Origin of the sequence: Bacillus sp. FJAT-27245, from assembly GCF_001273955.1 — a bacterium.
In the GTDB taxonomy this organism is placed as follows: domain Bacteria; phylum Bacillota; class Bacilli; order Bacillales; family Cytobacillaceae; genus Bacillus_D.
Map to the genome: position 1 here is coordinate 793279 of NZ_LIGI01000001.1, position 17111 is coordinate 810389.

Annotated in this window: 18 protein-coding genes; 11 read left to right on the top strand and 7 right to left on the bottom strand. The window is 43.6% G+C overall.

Annotation, left to right across the window (positions count from 1 at the left end; all coding sequences use genetic code 11):
* Positions 1–342: 342 nt before the first annotated feature.
* The 11 genes from ADU24_RS03855 (at position 343) to rpiA (ending at position 11353) form a co-directional block, all read left to right on the top strand.
* Positions 343–1866, top strand: coding sequence for an MDR family MFS transporter (locus ADU24_RS03855; RefSeq protein WP_053365388.1), 1524 nt, complete (start codon positions 343–345; stop codon positions 1864–1866).
* 124 nt (positions 1867–1990) lie between these two features.
* Positions 1991–3403: a SpoVR family protein gene (locus tag ADU24_RS03860; RefSeq protein WP_053365389.1), complete on the top strand. Its 1413-nt coding sequence runs from the start codon at positions 1991–1993 to the stop codon at positions 3401–3403.
* A 93-nt stretch (positions 3404–3496) separates the two neighbouring features.
* Positions 3497–3844, top strand: a complete 348-nt coding sequence (locus ADU24_RS03865; RefSeq protein WP_053365390.1) for an ArsR/SmtB family transcription factor — start codon at positions 3497–3499, stop codon at positions 3842–3844.
* A 24-nt stretch (positions 3845–3868) separates the two neighbouring features.
* On the top strand, positions 3869–5167 hold the full coding sequence (locus tag ADU24_RS03870; RefSeq protein ID WP_053365391.1) for an arsenic transporter: 1299 nt from the start codon (positions 3869–3871) through the stop codon (positions 5165–5167).
* A gap of 30 nt (positions 5168–5197) precedes the next feature.
* Positions 5198–5620 (top strand): arsenate reductase (thioredoxin), encoded by a 423-nt coding sequence (gene arsC / locus ADU24_RS03875; RefSeq protein ID WP_053365392.1) that lies wholly within the window; start codon positions 5198–5200, stop codon positions 5618–5620.
* Between the two features lie 191 nt (positions 5621–5811).
* Positions 5812–6915, top strand: a complete 1104-nt coding sequence (locus tag ADU24_RS03880) for an AI-2E family transporter (RefSeq protein ID WP_053365393.1) — start codon at positions 5812–5814, stop codon at positions 6913–6915.
* A 669-nt stretch (positions 6916–7584) separates the two neighbouring features.
* Complete coding sequence (locus ADU24_RS03890) at positions 7585–8523, top strand: ring-cleaving dioxygenase (protein ID WP_053365395.1); 939 nt, start codon at positions 7585–7587, stop codon at positions 8521–8523.
* A gap of 18 nt (positions 8524–8541) precedes the next feature.
* On the top strand, positions 8542–9150 hold the full coding sequence (locus tag ADU24_RS03895) for a flavin reductase family protein (protein ID WP_053365396.1): 609 nt from the start codon (positions 8542–8544) through the stop codon (positions 9148–9150).
* A 107-nt stretch (positions 9151–9257) separates the two neighbouring features.
* Entirely contained in the window at positions 9258–9881 is a 624-nt protein-coding gene (locus tag ADU24_RS03900) for an alpha/beta hydrolase (protein ID WP_053365397.1), read from the top strand.
* An 81-nt stretch (positions 9882–9962) separates the two neighbouring features.
* The gene (gene wrbA, locus ADU24_RS03905) at positions 9963–10580 is read left to right on the top strand and encodes an NAD(P)H:quinone oxidoreductase (RefSeq protein WP_053368763.1); all 618 of its coding nucleotides are present in this window, start codon (positions 9963–9965) and stop codon (positions 10578–10580) included.
* 74 nt (positions 10581–10654) lie between these two features.
* Positions 10655–11353, top strand: a complete 699-nt coding sequence (gene rpiA / locus ADU24_RS03910) for a ribose-5-phosphate isomerase RpiA (RefSeq protein ID WP_053365398.1) — start codon at positions 10655–10657, stop codon at positions 11351–11353.
* A gap of 231 nt (positions 11354–11584) precedes the next feature.
* On the opposite strand, the gene ADU24_RS03915 is transcribed toward rpiA, so the two are convergent.
* From ADU24_RS03915 to ADU24_RS03940, 7 genes are all read right to left on the bottom strand, one after another.
* On the bottom strand, positions 11585–12445 hold the full coding sequence (locus ADU24_RS03915; RefSeq protein WP_197277558.1) for a permease: 861 nt from the start codon (positions 12443–12445) through the stop codon (positions 11585–11587).
* Between the two features lie 14 nt (positions 12446–12459).
* On the bottom strand, positions 12460–12636 hold the full coding sequence (locus ADU24_RS22890; RefSeq protein ID WP_156324508.1) for a hypothetical protein: 177 nt from the start codon (positions 12634–12636) through the stop codon (positions 12460–12462).
* A gap of 74 nt (positions 12637–12710) precedes the next feature.
* Complete coding sequence (locus tag ADU24_RS03920) at positions 12711–13037, bottom strand: ArsR/SmtB family transcription factor (RefSeq protein ID WP_053365400.1); 327 nt, start codon at positions 13035–13037, stop codon at positions 12711–12713.
* A gap of 267 nt (positions 13038–13304) precedes the next feature.
* Positions 13305–14174, bottom strand: a complete 870-nt coding sequence (locus ADU24_RS03925; protein WP_053365401.1) for a cation diffusion facilitator family transporter — start codon at positions 14172–14174, stop codon at positions 13305–13307.
* 263 nt (positions 14175–14437) lie between these two features.
* Complete coding sequence (locus ADU24_RS03930; RefSeq protein WP_053365402.1) at positions 14438–15343, bottom strand: DUF2935 domain-containing protein; 906 nt, start codon at positions 15341–15343, stop codon at positions 14438–14440.
* A 180-nt stretch (positions 15344–15523) separates the two neighbouring features.
* Positions 15524–15988, bottom strand: coding sequence for a flavodoxin domain-containing protein (locus tag ADU24_RS03935; protein WP_053365403.1), 465 nt, complete (start codon positions 15986–15988; stop codon positions 15524–15526).
* Positions 15969–17015, bottom strand: a complete 1047-nt coding sequence (locus ADU24_RS03940; RefSeq protein WP_053365404.1) for a ribonucleotide-diphosphate reductase subunit beta — start codon at positions 17013–17015, stop codon at positions 15969–15971. The genes ADU24_RS03935 and ADU24_RS03940 overlap by 20 nt, the downstream gene beginning before the upstream one ends.
* Positions 17016–17111 lie beyond the last annotated feature (96 nt).

Below are 17111 nucleotides of genomic sequence, written 5' to 3' on the forward strand. Positions count from 1 at the left end.
GTCATGGAACCGTTTGAGACGGTCCCTAGGCCTTTGTAAAGACCGTTTCAAGTGGGGAAGCCATTTGAAATGGTCTTTAGTGCATTTATAAAGTCCGCTTCATCAACATTCACAAGCCGCAGAGCAAAGAACGCTGCGACCTTTCTTAAAACATCAGCCTCCGTATATAAAAAGTAATGCTTATCCTCCTGCCCATTAAGACATTCCCCAGGCAAAAAGGCTCATTGAAAAAACTTTGACACCGATTAAGAGTTTCAATTATATTCATGTAGTCAGTAAATTTAATGGACTTTTTTGCCATCTTAATCAAAGGTTACTTTATGTGGGGAAGGCGGTAGATGTATGGCGGCAAAGGATAAAAATCTTAAACTCGTCGTTACCGGGCTATTGCTCGGAATATTAATGGCCGCGATGGATAATACGATTGTCGTGACGGCAATGGGGACAATTGTTGCCGACCTGGGAGGGTTTGACAGGTTTGTGTGGGTCACAGCTTCTTATATGGTCGCAGTTATGGCTGGAATGCCGATTTACGGAAAATTGTCCGATATGTATGGACGGAAAAGGTTTTTTATTTTTGGGCTGATTGTATTCTTGTTGGGTTCCTGTCTGTGCGGTCTCGCGCAAACAATGGATCAGCTGATTCTTTTCCGTGCAATCCAGGGAATTGGTGGCGGAGCGCTTCTTCCGATTTCCTTTACGATTGTCTTTGATATTTTCCCGCCGGAAAACAGGGGGAAGATGACTGGGCTGTTAGGGGCGGTTTTCGGTTTATCCAGTGTCCTCGGGCCGTTACTAGGCGCATTCATTACTGATTCAGTCGGCTGGAATTGGGTATTCTACATAAACGTCCCAATCGGAATCGTTTCATTGGCTCTTATTTCTTTGTTTTACAAAGAATCGCTCGAACACAAAAAGCAAAAGGTTGACTGGTGGGGAGCCATTACGCTTGTGGTGGCAGTTGTGTCGCTTATGTTCGCATTGGAGCTCGGTGGAAAGGAATACGAGTGGAACTCTACGCAAATTATTGGCTTGTTCACGGTTTTTGCTGTATTCTTCATCGCCTTTTTTATGATTGAACGGAAAGCGGAAGAGCCAATTATTTCATTCTGGATGTTTAAAAACCGCCTATTCGCCACTTCGCAAATCCTTGCTTTCCTTTACGGCGGGACATTCATCATTCTTGCGGTTTTCATTCCAATCTTTGTTCAGGCGGTGTATGGCGGTTCGGCCACGAATGCCGGATTCATCCTGACGCCAATGATGCTTGGGTCAGTTGCGGGAAGCATGATCGGCGGTATTTTCCAAACGAAAACGAGTTTCAGAAACCTGATGTTCATTTCAATCATTGCTTATGGGGCCGGGATGATTTTATTAAGCACGCTGACGCCAGAGACCTCCCGGGTTCTTTTGACAATCTATATGGTTATTGTCGGATTTGGGACAGGGTTTTCGTTTTCGCTACTTCCGGCTGCTTCCATTAATAATCTTGATTTTAAATACCGGGGCTCGGCTAACTCAACGAACTCGTTTCTCCGTTCGTTTGGCATGACACTAGGGGTTACAATTTTCGGAACGATACAAACAAAAGTTTTTACGAATAAGCTGGAGAAGGCGTTTTCCGATTTTCCTGGTGCAGGCGCCGGTAATCCAATGAATATTAGTGATCCGCGGCAAATTTTCAGCGGGGAAGGAAGGGCAAGGATACCAGAAAATATCCTTGAAATTATCGTAAATGCCATGTCAGACTCGATTACGTATATTTTCCTGCTTACACTAATTCCGATTGCGGTTGCCGCGATCACAATCTTTTTTATGGGCAACGCCCGAGTTGAAATAAACAAGGAAAAGAACACAGCCAGGTAATATATGCAAAAGTGTGAAAAGCATTCGCTTTCGCACTTTTTTTCTGGGATTTTTTAAAAAAGAATACAACTATCCCCCCATTCTGTTCATACATTGTTGTAAGAGGAAAAGGGGGAATAGCTTTATGAACAGCGAGGACAGGAAGGAGCTGGAGCGCGCGATTGGCGAGATTACGGAAATCGCGAGCGGCTTCGGCCTTGATTTTTACCCGATGAGGTACGAAATTTGCCCGGCAGACATCATTTATACGTTTGGCGCTTACGGAATGCCGACCCGGTTTTCGCACTGGAGCTTCGGCAAGCAGTTTTATAAGATGAAGCTTCAGTATGACCTTGGCCTCAGCAAAATTTATGAATTGGTCATCAATTCAAACCCCTGTTACGCTTTTCTTCTCGACAGCAACAGCCTGATCCAGAATAAGTTGATTGTTGCCCATGTCCTGGCACACTGTGATTTTTTCAAAAACAATGTCCGTTTCCAAAACACAAAGCGGGATATGGTCGAAAGCATGGCTGCGACTGCCGAGCGGGTCCACCAATATGAAATCACGTACGGGAAAAAGGAAGTCGAAACATTTCTGGATGCCGTCCTGGCAATTGATGAACACATCGACCCATCTTTAATGAGGCCGAAGCTTTCCTGGTCCATAGGCGATGAGGAGGAGGAGAGCCCCGACCGTCCTCCGAGCCCGTATGATGATCTTTGGAAATTGGATGAAAAACCGTCGAGCAAACAGAAGGGAAAAAAGAGAGCCAGGAAATTTCCGCCGAAACCGGAAAAGGACCTTCTCTTATTCATTGAAACGTACAGCAGGGAACTTGAACCATGGCAGCGCGACATCCTGACGATGATGAGGGAGGAAATGCTGTATTTCTGGCCGCAGCTTGAGACGAAAATCATGAACGAAGGCTGGGCTTCCTACTGGCACCAGCGGATAATCCGTGAGATGGACTTGACGAGTTCGGAGGCGATTGAATTCGCGAAGCTGAATGCCGGCGTCGTCCAGCCGTCGAAAACTGGGATTAATCCTTATTACCTGGGAATCAAGATATTTGAGGATATTGAAGAAAGGTACAACAAACCGACAGAGGAGATGAAACGGCGGGGAGTCAAGCCGGGTTCCGGGCGTGAGAAGATGTTCGAAGTTAGGGAAATGGATTCGGATATTTCTTTCCTTAGGAACTACCTGACCAAGGAACTCGTCATGCGGGAAGACATGTACCTGTTCCAGAAGCAGGGGAAGGAGTACAAGATTGTCGATAAGGAGTGGGAGAAGGTACGCGACCGGCTTGTCAGCATGCGCGTCAACGGAGGCTTCCCTTACATTACAGTGAATGACGGGGACTATTTGAAGAATGGCGAGCTGTACCTGAAACACTGGTATGAGGGAATTGAGCTCGATGTTAAGTACCTTGAAAAGGTACTTCCATACATTTATCAGCTTTGGGGAAGGACTGTCCACATCGAAACAACGATTGAAGAGCGAAACATGCTGTTCACGTATGACGGGAAAGGCGTGCATCGGAAGTATTTATAAAGAGAGGGCAGCACCTGTTTGGGGCTGCCTTATTTTTATGTTGAACATATAAGCAAATAGTTATATTCTAATTAAGGGAAAGGAGGAGTACTTATGCAACAAACTAAGATCGAGGTTGAACAAGCATCTCTTGTCCTAAAGCTTCTTGGTGACAGGACGAGGCTGACAATCATGGCTCTTCTCAAAATGAGGGAACTATGCGTATGTGAACTGCTTGAGGTTTTCGACATGAGCCAGCCAGCCATCAGCCAGCACCTGCGCAAACTAAAGGACGCAGGCCTTGTAATAGAGGAGCGGAAAGGCCAGTGGATTTATTATTCGCTTAATAAAAACAACATTGCTTCCCCGCTTGTGGAAACTGTCCTGGAGTTCGTACCTGGACAACACGAAAAAATGGAACAAATCATTGAAAGCAACCCGACAATGAGGTGCGGTTGCTAAACTGTTATTTTTGGAGGTTTGAGCTTGGTGTCATCAATATTGGCATTACTTATTTTTTTGGCAACATTAATCCTGGTTATTTGGCAGCCTAGAAATCTATCCATCGGCTGGTCTGCATGCGGAGGAGCTGTCCTTGCCCTGCTTGTGGGGGTCGTTGATTTAACCGATGTAATGGATGTGACGCAAATTGTCTGGAATGCCACATTCTCTTTTATTGCCATTATAATCATATCCCTCATATTAGATGAAATAGGCTTCTTTGAATGGGCCGCACTCCATATGGCGAGGGCCGCTAAAGGGAACGGCATTAAAATGTATGTTTACATTTGTATTTTAGGTGCCCTGGTGGCAGCCTTGTTCGCAAATGATGGAGCCGCTCTAATCCTGACGCCAATTGTCCTGGCGATGGTAAGAAACTTGAAGTTTGAAGAGAAGATGATCTTCCCATTCATCATCGCAAGCGGCTTTGTCCCCGATACAACTTCACTTCCGCTTTTAGTCAGCAACCTGGTAAACATCGTATCGGCTGACTTCTTTGATATAGGTTTCAATGAGTTTGCCTCAAGGATGTTCGTTCCAAATCTTTTTTCTTTACTCAGCAGCATTTTCGTTCTGTTTCTTTATTTCAGAAAGATTTTACCCCGGAAGTACGAAGTGACTGATTTAAAAAAGCCTGTTGAGGCGATAAAGGACAAAAGAATGTTCCGGCTTTCCTGGATTGTCCTTGCACTGTTGCTTTCCGGGTACTTCATCAGCGAGTTTTTCCGCATCCCAGTGTCAATCATTGCTGGAACGGTCGCACTATTCTTCCTGTTCATGGGGAGGAGAAGCCCGGCTTTTGATACAAAAACCGTAGTAAAGGGTGCTCCGTGGGCAATTGTGTTTTTCTCAATCGGAATGTATGTGGTCGTATATGGTTTGCGAAACGCTGGGTTGACGGGCCTTTTGGCCGGGATGATTCAATGGACAGCGGACCATGGATTATTCGCAGCTACTATCGGAATGGGATTCATCGCGGCCGTTCTCTCGTCCATAATGAATAACATGCCTACCGTCATGATTGATGCACTTGCCATCGCCGATACAAATACAACAGGAGTTTTGAGAGAGGCCTTGATTTATGCGAATGTAATCGGGTCTGACCTGGGCCCGAAAATTACGCCTATTGGGTCCCTTGCAACCTTGTTATGGTTGCACGTACTCTCCCTAAAAGGAGTCAAAATCTCGTGGGGGACCTACTTCAAAACTGGGATCGTGTTAACCATCCCTGTCCTCTTTATCACACTGGCAGGGCTCTATATATGGCTGGCCATTATTTCGTAGCGAATTTTTTTCAAAAAGGAGCAATCAAAAATGTCAAAGAAAACGATTTACTTCTTGTGTACAGGAAATTCATGCCGCAGCCAAATGGCTGAAGGATGGGCCAAAAAATACTTAAGCAACGAGGAGTGGGAAGTTAAAAGCGCGGGTCTTGAAGCACATGGATTGAATCCTAACGCAGTAAAAGCAATGAAGGAAGCAGGAATTGATATCTCCAACCAGACTTCCGATGTGATAGACCCCAACATCTTGAATAACGCAAATTTAATTGTCACATTGTGCGGCCATGCGGCTGACCATTGTCCTGTAACCCCTCCACATGTAAAAAAAGAACATTGGGGATTTGATGACCCGGCGAAAGCGGAGGGAAAGGATGAAGAAAAATGGGCTTTCTTCCAGCGTGTTCGTGATGAAATTGGCGATAGGATCAAGACATTCGCCGATACAGGAAAGTAGACAATAAGCAGAGGCAGACTATGGACTCGGCAATAGTTTGCCCCGCAGGCGTGGTCTCTGCTTGTTACAGGAACAAAATTTAGCAATTTCCTTTTATGCTTGCCGTAATTTTCCGTGGCCCCGCCAATCTTGAGTACCGGCACATGAGTTTGGTATACTTTTAACAAAAATGAATGTAAGAGGTACATACTTTGTCCAAATCCAAATTGCAGTACTGGCTGATTCAAATTTTGCTCATTGTAACGATTATTTTCGTCGCGACAAAAATTTCATTTATATTCAAACCGATTGGGATTTTTTTCTCGACCGTTTTCTTTCCCATCCTGATTACCGGGTTTCTTTATTTCCTATTGAATCCGGTAGTGAACTTCCTGGAACGAAAGAAACTTCCGAGGACAGCATCTATATTAATCATCTATGCCGTGTTTACTGGCCTGCTCGTTTTGGTTATCGTCAATTTGGTTCCTGCAGTTTCAAAGCAGGCGTCTGAGCTGGCCAATGAACTTCCTGTCCTGGCCAATAAGACGAGTGATTTTTTTTATGACGTAGTCCAGTCTTCCGAGTTTGAAAGTTTTAAGAAAGAACAGCAGGAAATGATTGAGACGGGTAAGCAGCGTCTGATTGAGTTTGCCAATACACTCCCTAACAGGCTTACAAACGGGCTTAAAGGATTTTTTGGCATCCTCACGAATATCGTAATCATCCTTGTGACGGTTCCGTTTTTATTGTTTTACATGTTTAAGGATGGACAAAAGTTCCCAAAAGCAGTATCAAAGTTTATTCCGTTAGATTACCGGGACGAGGGATTAAAAATCCTGCGGGAAACTGGTGAAACACTGTCCGCTTATATCCAAGGACAGGTTATTGTGGCCTTATCGGTAGGGACATTGGCATTCATCGGCTACTTGATCATCGACTTGCGTTATGCGTTAATCATGGCATTAATCGTCGCCCTTACAAACATTATCCCGTATGTTGGGCCGATTATTGGGGGAACCCCGGCTGTCTTGGTAGCTTTTTTCGATTCCCCGACAAAAGCTTTGCTGGTAATCATTGTTATTCTTATCGCACAGCAAATTGAAGGCAATCTCCTTTCCCCGATGATTTTGGGGAAAACATTGGATACACACCCGGCTACGATCATCATGATATTATTGGCTGCGGGCAATCTCGCTGGGGTATTGGGGATGGTGCTGGCGGTTCCAACATATGCCGTCACAAAAACCATCGTACTGAACCTGGTGAGATTTTTAAAAGCAAGAAAAAGAGAGAGCATTGCAAAGGCAGGAACCTAAGCCATTGGCTAGGTTCCTTTTTTAAAATATATATAGGTTGAAATAAATTTTTACACACTATTTATTTGAAATGTAAGTTGATTGTAGAGGAAGGCACCGGCTCCTCGAAAATGCTACGCATTTCCTTCGTGCGTGGGCAATTTCGAGGATGCCATTCAGTGTCCTGCGGGGTACAGCGGCAAGGTGGAGACCCCACAGGCGCTAGCGCCGAGGAGGCTCCACTGACGCCCCGCGGAAAGCGTGTGCCTGGAGCGGAAATCAACCGCAAGGTTCCATTTGAATATAAATTTTTGGTTCAACCTTTAAAGGTTAAATACTTCGTTCTTTGTCATCCCATTCTCTTCAAATTGGAATTGCCATTCAGCAAAAGATGATCGACCAGATGATATCTTTTTACTATTCCATGCTGAAAAAGGAGAAGTCCCGATGCGTATTTTTCCAAGCGGTTGACATACTAAAAATAAGATGATATTATTATCTCGAATTAAAGATATTTAAATATATGATTTTCAGCTAACTCTTAATGTGCTTGCAAAGGCAAAGCACTTTGGGCGTTTATATTTTTCAATAAAATCTTTAATTAAGAATTGTTTAGTTAAAGATAATTAAGGGAAGATTTCTTATAAAGAAACAGGACAAAATAGTCATATCTCACGAGGGAGTGAAAAAATGGGCAAAAAAACTACGGGAATCCACCATATAACAGCTATTGTCGGCCATCCACAAGAAAACGTTGATTTCTATGCAGGAGTTTTGGGATTTCGCCTCGTTAAGCAAACTGTCAATTTTGATGATCCTGGTACGTATCATCTTTATTTTGGCAACGAAGGAGGGGAACCTGGAACAATCATTACTTTCTTCCCATGGGCAGGTGCCTATCAAGGAAGGATCGGTGATGGGCAGGTAGGGGTAACTTCTTACGCGGTCCCTTCAGGGGCAATGGAATTCTGGGAAAAAAGACTTGGAAAGTTTCGTATTCCATTCACGAAAACAGAGCGATTCGGTGAGAAGTATCTCCAATTCGAGGATACCCATGGCTTGCGTCTTGAGATTGTTGAAAGAGAACAAGGGGAATTGAACCAGTGGACATTTGGCGACGTTACTCCGAAAGTGGCCATAAAAGGGTTTGGAGGGGCAACTCTCTTTTCCGCTCAGCCTGATAAAACGGCAGATTTGCTAGAAAGGGTTATGGGCCTTGAATTCGTTGGAAGTGAAGAAGGCTTCCTCCGCTTCCGTTCTTCTGCCGATATAGGAAATGTCATTGATTTAAAAACAACTCCAACTGGACGAGGCAAAATGGGCGTAGGAACTGTCCATCATATTGCTTGGAGGGCAATCGATGATGCGGATCAATTGGACTGGCAAAAATACGTTGCTTCAAATGGGTACGGCGTAACACCTGTCCAGGACAGGAACTATTTCAATGCCATTTATTTCAGGGAACACGGAGAAATCCTGTTTGAAATCGCGACTGACCCTCCCGGTTTTGCCCATGATGAATCACAGGAGACCATGGGTGAAAAGTTGATGCTTCCTTCACAGTATGAACAGTTAAGGGAGCGAATTGAACGGCAGCTTATACCTTTTGAGGTCAGGAATTTAGACTGATTAAAGGGGAGAATACGATTGCTTTCTATAGATCCGTCCAAGAATACCGAAAGAGAAAATTACAAGTTCCTAATCGGGAGCATCATACCCAGGCCGATTGCTTTCGTTACTACCTTATCAAAAGACGACGTCCTGAATGGTGCACCCTTCAGTTACTTTAACATTGTTTCTTCCAATCCCCCAATGATATCCCTATCGATTCAAAGGCAAGGAGGGAGACAAAAGGATACTGCGAGGAACATCATTGAATACAAGGAATTTGTCGTCCACATCGTGGATGAGCAGAACGTTGAAAAAATAAATCAAACTGCTGCAAGACTTCCGCCTGACCAAAGTGAAATCGAGGCGGCAAATTTAACCCCGGTTGATAGTATGAAAATTTCAGTTCCTGGAGTAAAGGAAGCCAAGATTAGGATGGAATGTAGATTGGAAAAACATTTGGAACTCGGTGATGAAGATTCGATAGGATGCGACTTGATTATAGGGAGAGTTGTTCAATTCCATATTGAACCTGACATTTACGAAAATGGGCGAATAAATCCAACGGGGTTGGCTGCCGTCAGCAGGTTGGCTGGGAGCAATTATGCAAAAATAGGTGAGATATTTTCAATTGAGCGGCCTGAATAGGTTCCATTACAAACTCTGGATTGGAAGCAGCCGAGCGGGGTATACTTTTTAAGAGATGAAAGAAGCCTTGCCACATGTGGTGGTTCGCGTTTTGGAGGGAGAAAAACATGAAACATATATTTAACAGGGGATCAAATGTAACAAAACCTACTTTACTCTTGCTTCATGGCACAGGAGGGAATGAATTGGACCTTCTTCCGCTTGCGGGAAGAATTGACGATGAGGCTTCTGTTTTGAGTGTCCGCGGAAATGTACTGGAAAACGGAATGCCGCGTTTCTTCAGAAGATTGGCGGAAGGTGTGTTCGATGAAAAGGACCTTGTATTCCGAACGAAGGAACTGAATGAATTCCTTGATGAGGCGGCTAAAAACTATGGATTTGACCGTGATAACATTGTTGCCATTGGTTACTCGAATGGGGCCAATATAGCTGCAAGTTTATTATTCCATTATCAAAACGCGTTGAAGGGGGCAATCCTCCATCATCCAATGGTACCATTGCGGGGCTTAGAACTGCCTGATTTGTCAGGAAAGTCGGTGTTTATCGCCGCGGGGACAAATGATCCAATCTGCTCACCAACAGAATCGACTGAACTCCAAACTTTATTGGAGAAGGCGAATGCGAACGTTGAGATTCATTGGGAAAATCATGGGCATCAGCTGACTTTGTCAGAAGTTGAGGCGGCCGCTGATTGGTATGGTAATGGAATCGGAATACAAAAGAATAGTTAGGGTAATATATAAAAGGGTGATAAGAGTATGGGATTTTTATCCAAGTTGTTTGGAAAAACAAAAAAGAGGGAGGAAGAAAATTTGTCAAACGTCAAACTAGCAGTCATTTTTTACAGCATGGGCGGTACAAATTTCCAACTTGCGAAGTGGGCTGAGGAAGGTGCCAAAGAAGCCGGTGCCGAGGTAAAAGTATTCAAAGTACAGGAATTGGCTCCTGAATCCGTTGTACAGGGAAATGAAGTGTGGAAACGCACAACGGAAGCAACAAAGGATATTCCGGTTGTTACCTCTGAAGATCTTGAATGGGCCGATGCCATCATCTTCAGCGTTCCTACAAGATTCGGGAATATGCCTTCCCAAATGAAGCAGTTCCTTGATACTCAAGGGGGATTATGGGCATCTGGAAAAACAGTTAACAAAGTTGTCAGTGCGATGACTTCCGCACAAAATCCTCATGGCGGCCAGGAGGCAACAATACTTTCCTTATATACTTCAATGATGCACTGGGGAGCTATCATTGTACCGCCTGGCTACACAGACCCAGTTTTATTCGGAGCGGGCGGAAATCCGTATGGAACGAGTGTCACTGTCGGTGAAGATGGAAAAATGAAGGATGCTTCCCAAGCAGAACCAGCCGTTAAACACCAGGCAAAACGGACTGTCCAAGTTGCAGAGTGGGTTAAAAAAGCAAATCAATAATGCAGGTTGGAGCTAATCAAATGATGTTTGATTAGCTCTTTTGCTATGGAATTCATTAAAAGGGGGGGGAGTTTTTGAATGAAAAAAAGGCTGTTGGAGAAAAAGCTGCAGAATTTGTAAAGGAAGGCATGGTAGTTGGACTGGGAACGGGCTCAACAGTTTATTATACTTTACAATTGCTTGGAAAACTTGTTCAGCAAGGGTTTTCCATAAAAGGAATTCCAACTTCACGCCAAACTGAAAAATTAGCAAACGAATTAAACATTCCCTTAACCTCCTTCGATGACATAAACCAGGTTGATATAGCTATTGATGGGGCTGATGAAGTAAGCAGCAATTTAGATTTAATTAAGGGCGGCGGTGGTGCATTATTGCGTGAAAAAATAGTGGCTAAAGCCGCAAGGAAATTAATCATTGTAGCAGATTCCAGTAAATTGGCTGATCAGTTGGGTTCCTTTCCATTGCCGGTTGAAATTGTCCCTTTTGGGTTGGAAGCGACAAGAAGGCATATTCAGAAACTCGGAATCCATCCAGAATTAAGAATGGTTAATGGGACTCCTTTTATTACAGACAACGGCAACTATATCCTCGACTGTGCTTGCAGAAGAATAATCGCGCCCCATGAATTGGAGAACAACTTAAATATCATTCCAGGCGTAGTTGATAATGGGCTTTTTATAGGGATGGCTGACCTTGTTATAACAGTCGATGAAAATAAGGAAGTAATAATGAAGAAGCGGGAGCAAAAGGCAAGTGACGATATTCTCCAATAAAAAAAGCCAACCTCCAGTGTTGGCTTTTTACATTGGTTAATAAGAATCAGGTGAATTCATCACTTGCATCACTTTTCAGCTGATTGGCTTTTACAGAAATCTTCTTCAACCTCTTTAATTTCCACAGAGCAGCAATCAGATTTTGGATTCTGTCCAAGAATATTCTTAATGAAGTCAAACATTCAAGTCACCCCCCTTAGTTAATCAAGTATTTTTGATTAATAATCCGGTTTAAACGAGAAAAAATATGAAACCAGAAATCGTGCTCATCGTAATGACAGAAAGTACAAACGCAATCACAAGCTGCTTGCGGAAGATGGATTTTAAAAGGACTACCTCCGGAAGGCTTGCACCGGCGGATGAAATCATGAGCGCCATAACAGGGCCAAGAGCCATACCTTTTGCAATCAAGATCTGGGAGATTGGAATCATGCTTGATAATCGAATATACAAAGGAATTCCGATGATGGCCGCAATTGGGATTAGCCACCATCTGTCCTGTCCGAACCATTCAGCGATAAAGTGTGTCGGAACCAGCCCATGGATTGCTGCCCCGATAAACGCTCCAATGAGCAGATATGGGTAGACGCTTTTCATGAGGGAAAGTGTTTCGGCCAGCGCGTACCTCCAATTGAATTTCCTCGTTGATTGTTCATATCCCTTCATCACAACATTTTTCACATGCCGTTCAAACCCTAGTTTATCTAGTGCAAAACCGATGGCAATTGAGAGGATGGAAGTGATTAACGTATAGAGAGCCGTTACTTTCCAGCCCATGACAACCCCCATGATTGTCAGGATCGTCGGGTCCAGGACCGGCGAAGCAAATAGGAAGACCATTGTGATTGAAAATGGAATCTTGTTCTTCAGCATGTTGACGACAACCGGTATCGTGGAGCAAGAACAGAATGGCGTGATAAAAGCGAACACGATGGCAATGATGCTTGCAATGAACTTATTGCTGCCAGTCAGCTTTCTTTCTATTTTCTCATAAGGTATATAGCCTTGCAGCAGGCTGATGGCAAAGCTGATGATAATGAACAGGATGGTCAATTCAACCGCGATTCCGAGAAAACTTTTTAAAAAATCCATCATAACTTAGCCTCCTATGCCTCGCACAAGCATTGGCAATCGGAAACCTTTGCTTTTGGGGCGTTCCTTTTGAAAAAACCGAAAAAGTTTCTTTCTTCCATAGGGGGAGAGTGTTTCCAGGCGTCTTTAGCATTCTCTTCAATTTCCCGCTGTTTTAATTCAACCATCAGTTCGATATCGTAAATTGTCATTGCAATTTCCTCCTTAATCAAATAAAGTTGTTTTATTAATCAAAAAAAATTGATTTAATATCCAGCCTAAAGGCCTAACAGGAAGCAGGCCTGAATAAGCAGCATAGCTCGTTTGACAGCAAGTGGTTGATTTCCTTTTGGTTAATTGCGTAATAGCTCCATGTCCCTTTCGCTTCCTTTAAAATCAAATTGGCTTCTAGGAGAATTTTTAGATGGTACGATAGCTTGGATTGCTGCATGTCGATCATGTCGGCTAAATCGCAAACACAGATGGAATCTTGCTGGCAGAGAAGGTTTAAGATCTGGAGCCGTTTTTGGTCCGCAAGTGCTTTGAATTTTTGCTCATAGGATGCAAAAGTATCCTGCAGGGAAACATCTGTCAGCGGAATTGTCTTTTCCATTCGGCAACTTCCTTTCATCAAATTTTATTGATTAATTGTATTATAGTACCAGTATATCCAAATTGCAACACTTAAAACAAATTTTTTTGATTAAAAGTTTCCAGGTATTATTATCTGTTTTTCATTAGTTGACAAAGGTGACAAATGCCCAGAAGTGTCTCTGAGCTTTTTTCTTTGTAGAACATGAAAAACTTCTCTGGATTCAACCTGGGCCAACAGGGTTGGCAGGCAACTTTTTGAAAAATGAAGGATAGAGTAAGAGCCTCATTAAAGTGGTTCCACATGGACATGGACATCGTACACGCCGTGGTCTTCCATCATAATGTTTTCGACGAGGGTCGCAATATCATGGGCCTCCTTGATTCCAAGCTTGGAATTTACAAGTATCACGCAATCAATGACCTCATTATTGCCGTAATTTCGTCCTTTGATTTCCTTTATGCCTTTTACATCCTTAACGTTTAAAATGATTTCCTTATAGAATTCAAGCTTTGTTTCATCAAAACCATCCGATAGTTCATGTGAAGCCTGTCTAAAAATAACCCAGGCTGTTTTGCAAATTAATAAACCTACGACAATGGCCGTAACTGTGTCTAGCCAAGGCATGTTCAGTTGTGATCCGAAGATACCGATGGCCGTACCAATACTTACCCAGGCATCCGAAAGGTTATCTTTTGCCGCGGCCGAAACGGAACTGCTATTAATTTTCATCGCAAGCTTATTGTTGTACCGGTAGACAAAATACATGGCCAGCGCGGAAATAAGTGCAACATAAGCGGCGATAATATCAGGGGACTCTTTCCCGCTATGGAACATGGAAGTGAATCCTTCTATTAGTACTTGGACTCCCACAGCAGCCATAATGAACGAAGCTACCATCGATGCGATGGTTTCGCTTTTCCAGTGCCCGTATTTATGGTTTTCATCGGCCGGCTTTTGGGAAATTTTCAGCCCAATCAGTACAGCAATAGAGGCTATGATATCGGTTGTATTATTTAGCCCGTCCGCTTTTAGGGCGGCAGAATCGCTCATATATCCAATTATCAGCTTCAAACAGGAGAGTGCGAGATAGGCAACTATGCTAATGATGGCACCGCGTTCCCCTAGTTTTAGATCTTTGTATTTTTGTTCTGCCATAGAAACCATCCCCTCCAAAAAAACTCCTCCATAACCATACCATCCGGCATCCGTGTGGGTCTAGGGCAAGACTTTTGTGTATTTTTAACTAAATAAGGCATGGTGAAGAAAGTTAACCTGGAGAAAATAGACGGTGTTACGCTTAAAGCGGCAAACAAAGCCTGACAGGACAGCAAATCTGCTCGAAAGGCTTATGTAGCTTGAATCCATTACCCTTATAAAATGAAAAAAGCCAACTAAATTGTTGGCTTTAAAATATTTTTTTACATCCGTTGTTCGGCCGCTTTCTTGGCATTCAGCCTTTGCTCCAATATATGAATCATAAAGAGGAAGTGGTCGGCTTCGCGGATAACGTGGTCTGCCAGTAAAGGGTTAATGACATTCTGGATTTGGCACGCCTGGATGAAGTCCAATCCTGCTTTCTTGAAAGCCCTTAATTCAGTGGTCGCACTTTCGCTGTCTTTATTCAATTTACCGATAATCGGATAGGTTGGCTGTTTTCGGTATAACATTGACTCAACATCTTTTGCCTGGTTAAGCAAAACCTCAAAATCATCCCCGAATTTCCGCGCGGCATTAACAAGATTTCGTTCAGATTGATCGAGCAAAGAAGCGATAAAGCGTGAATGTTCCATCATTATTTTTAGCCAAAAGACATTCTCGCTGATAATCGCATCCTGAATAGGGTCCAGGATTCCATCATTGAATTTTTTTAGCGTCCTCATAAAATATTCGGCTTCCCGTGCGATATGGTCAACGAGCAGAGGGAAGTTAAAGCCATGTACCTTGCAGTTGATGATCAGAATGAGAAGGTTTCTTTTAAAATTTCGGAACCCATTGACCAGTTCAATGCTTTCTTCGTTCAATTTTCTCACAAGTGACACGTTATTCGGGACTTGATAAGCTTTCCGTTCCTGCTGCTCAAAATACGTATGGAACCGGTCTGCTTGTTGTATGAGCTGGGTATCGTTGCGGCTAAATCCTTCTCCAAGGAACAAAGCGTGTTCCTTCATGATTCTGAGCCAAAACCTGTTTTCCGTTATCGAGCGTTCAACAAACATTTGCTCTGTGAGTGACTCCGGCCTGGCAGCAAATGATTCTGGCGGCACCAGCATTTGGCTGAACTGGCCGCTGCTCACATGTCCGGGTAATTGCGGCTGGTTTTGCATGCTCTCCCCCCCTCGTATTCCAATTCACTATTCATCATATTGAATTGAAATGTTGAATATGTGTTTATACGGGGGGATAGTCAGCTTTTTGTATAATAATTGCCGCCGAGGAGGAAAATCTGGCCGGGAGAATGTCTCGCTTTGAAAAAGCGCGGTAGTTTCCGCGCTTTTTACAATGCTTTATGTTTCGCACCCCAAGCGTTTAAGCATGCTCTCCACAAACAGGCGGCAGCGGGGGAGGTCGGTGTCCTGGGGCGCCAGTTCAATCTTCAATGTCGCGGCCAATGTTGTCCGGACGAAAAGCATGTCCCTGAAAGCATCTACCGCACCGCAAAAGTGTGGGTAGAAGCTATCTCCGGTTCCGGCAATCCCTGTAATAATGTGTTTTGTACCCAACAGTTCAAAGGTTTCATAAATCGGAATCATGCTAGATGGTATTTCCCCCTTCCCCCATGTGTAGGTTACGATGGCGATTGCATCGAAGCCCTTCAGTGTTTCGAGTGGAAATGCGCTTGATTGAAACAGGGAAGGGAAAATACCGTATTGCTGAAAAAAGGATTTTATATGTTCCGCTAAAACTTTAGTATTTCCGGTTACTGAGGCGTAAACAATTGCTACCCTCGCTTCATAGTTCGTCAAAGCCATTCGACTGGGTAACCTTCGTATACGTCCGTGATTTTTGTTCGAAAAAATCGGACTTCGTCTCATTGATCATTTCATCACTGAAAACATGGATCCATGGCATCGGGTTATCCCTGTCTTCATAAAGGTTTTTTAACCCTAGCTGCCGTAGCCGCTTATTGGCCAAATACTCAACATAGCCTTTGAATTCAGCCAAGTTAATTCCTTCGATTTCCGACAGGATTGCGGCTGCCCATTCATTTTCCAAATCGACTGCCTTACCGATTGCCTCGTAAATATACTGGATATTCCTTTCTGTATTTAGTCCAGGATTTTCGGAGAGGAGAATCCGGATGAATTGGGAAATAAAATAGGCATGCTGCATTTCATCCCGTTGGATATAGCTAATCATCGTGCTCGTCTTCAACATTTTTTGCTGGCGGGCGAGATTATAGAAAAATGCAAATCCCGCGTAAAAATAAATCCCCTCCAAAATAATTGAATTGACGCCTAGCTCAAATAGATGCTGTGGCGAAGGAGTTTGCCGAAATTGTTCATAGGCATCCAAAATCAGCTTGTTTCTTCTTTGTACAATGGAGTCAGCCTTTGCTTCATTGAATCTCTTATTCTGCTCACTTAAAGGGACCAACGAGCTTAACACATAGGAATACGATTCGTTATGGACCGCTTCCTGCTGGGAAATAACCGCAAAAATCGCTTTGAAGCTGGAATCCGTTACATAATCCATCACTTGGCTCATTGTCGGGGTTTGCAGGCTGTCGAGGGAGGCAAGCTGAGTGTTGACCCGAAGAAAAATATCTTTTTCCACGGTGCTTAAAGAATCCCATTGCTTGATGTCGTCCTGCATATTAATTTCCTGGGCCTTCCAGAAGTTGGACAGCAGTGTTTGGTATAGGTCATACATTTGCGGATAGGCAATATCATTCCAATTGAGCAGTCCCGATGACTGGCCGTTAATGATTCCTGTCGAGCGGTTCGGCTCATCGTGGTTTAATAGGTTGCTCTTTTTCAATGGTGCAAATATCTCCATTTATGGTTCTCCTTTCAATGAAAAAGAATGAATAAAATTTGTCTGGCTCCACTAGGAACGCTGCGGCCGCAAAACTGCAAGGAAGTAACTCAAAGT